Consider the following 1,551-nt stretch of genomic DNA (forward strand, 5'->3'; position numbering starts at 1 on the left):
CCATCCTCGAAAACAGAAAATCTCCCGCAACCTCTTGCCAGGCTAGGCTTCAAGAAACGTGCGACAGCGGAAATGGTTGGTGGTTGGCGCAGCTTTTCTTCCGAAAAACTCTCTGAAGCTCACCGTCCTACGGGTACTGTCAAATTATCGGTTGACGAGCGGCCGAACATGAATGACGTAAGGAAACCTAATTTAAGCTGCAAGGCGCTCCAGCATTGGAGAGCACGTCACGCTTTCCCAGGCCTCGAAGGCCTGGGTAGTCCAAAGACCCAACCTGGCGCGTCACTCCGGAGCCGGAATCCCTCCAGGCGAAGTGGGCAGCTCATTTGCCATACCGGCACGCCGCGGCCATGCTCAAGGAAGTGCTGCCGCTGGACAAGGGCATTTCGTCCAGCGGCATCCGGCATCGGATCCTCGACATTGGAAAACAGCTGGACGCTGATATCGAGCGTGACATCGCGAAGCTACCCCAAGCCGTTGCAGACATGCAGGCTCGCGAGTCCAGCCATGTCGCGGCCGTGAGCGTCGACTCGGCGTGGCTGCGAAATTGCAACTCAGCGAGAGGGCCTGGCCGCCACGTGAACATCGTCGCCGGGCGGGCGACGTTCATCGATGGTCCTCCAAAACTGTATGCGTATGTGGTCGCCTGCGTTCCGCGTCTAGCGTTCTTTGTAGCTTTTGAACGGGTTGTGGTCTCGCAATTCATCCACGTACGGATGGTCGCTGTTCGTCTCGCTGTCGACGAAACGCACTTCTGCGATGGCAAACGCCAGATGGGAGAGCCTGCGCATCGGGCACGTGCCCCCAGGCGAAAATCCGCGCGTCATTTCGTGCGCACCGTGCATGCCCTCTCGAACATGCAGCGCTTTCTGGCTTAGTACCTTCCGGTCCCGAAAAAGCTCACCTTCAATTGGTCTAATGCGCTCCCGACGCGCAACTAACGGTCAACGACTGTGGCTATAACCCTCAAAGGGCAAAAACAGCATTGCAGGACGGAGTCCCCCCATGACGCTCATTGCACCGTGCAAGAATTCCTTCGTCGAGCGACGCAGCGGTGCTGTGGACAGATTCGATGAGGATTCGCATGGATATTGTTGATCTCGCGCCTGACGTAACGGCAGACCGACGCGCGATCGTATTCCGTTTGCCTGGTCAGCGCGGCGATGTCGAATGCTCGATCACGCGTGAGGCGCTTGAAGAGCATTTCTGGTTGCCGGCAGGTGCCGACCAGGCTCGCATATTCAAAGCGTTTGCAGACGGACGCCAACGCATTGTCGCGGTCGCTGAAAGGAAAGTCCGGCTGCGGCCCGGGGAACTCGTCCAGCTCAATATCGACGATTTTCGGATCAGGCGCTGAGCCTCGCCTTATCTGCATGGCTGCCGAAAGTGGAAAGAGTGCAAGCGCAGATAGGGTGCGGATTCCGGTCCGTCTTGCATCACCACTCTATGCGATGCTTTGCATCGGTTTCGCGATGACGACGATCATCGTCCACGTGAAGGTATTGGCTTGTTGTCGTGAGTGAAGCGTGTCCCAGGTTATCGCGCACGAGC

2 protein-coding genes are annotated in these 1,551 nt (G+C 57.7%); both read left to right on the top strand.

The features are described 5' to 3' along the window. The first annotated feature begins 350 nt into the window (after positions 1 to 350). Positions 351 to 878, top strand: coding sequence for a hypothetical protein (locus P0D89_RS52800; protein ID WP_408371121.1), 528 nt, complete (start codon positions 351 to 353; stop codon positions 876 to 878). A 206-nt stretch (positions 879 to 1,084) separates the two neighbouring features. Further along, on the top strand, positions 1,085 to 1,357 hold the full coding sequence (locus P0D89_RS52805) for a DUF1488 family protein (RefSeq protein WP_408371120.1): 273 nt from the start codon (positions 1,085 to 1,087) through the stop codon (positions 1,355 to 1,357). The last annotated feature ends 194 nt before the right edge of the window (positions 1,358 to 1,551 follow it).

The sequence above is a fragment of the Paraburkholderia sp. RL18-085-BIA-A genome (genome assembly GCF_046027075.1).
In the GTDB taxonomy this organism is placed as follows: domain Bacteria; phylum Pseudomonadota; class Gammaproteobacteria; order Burkholderiales; family Burkholderiaceae; genus Paraburkholderia.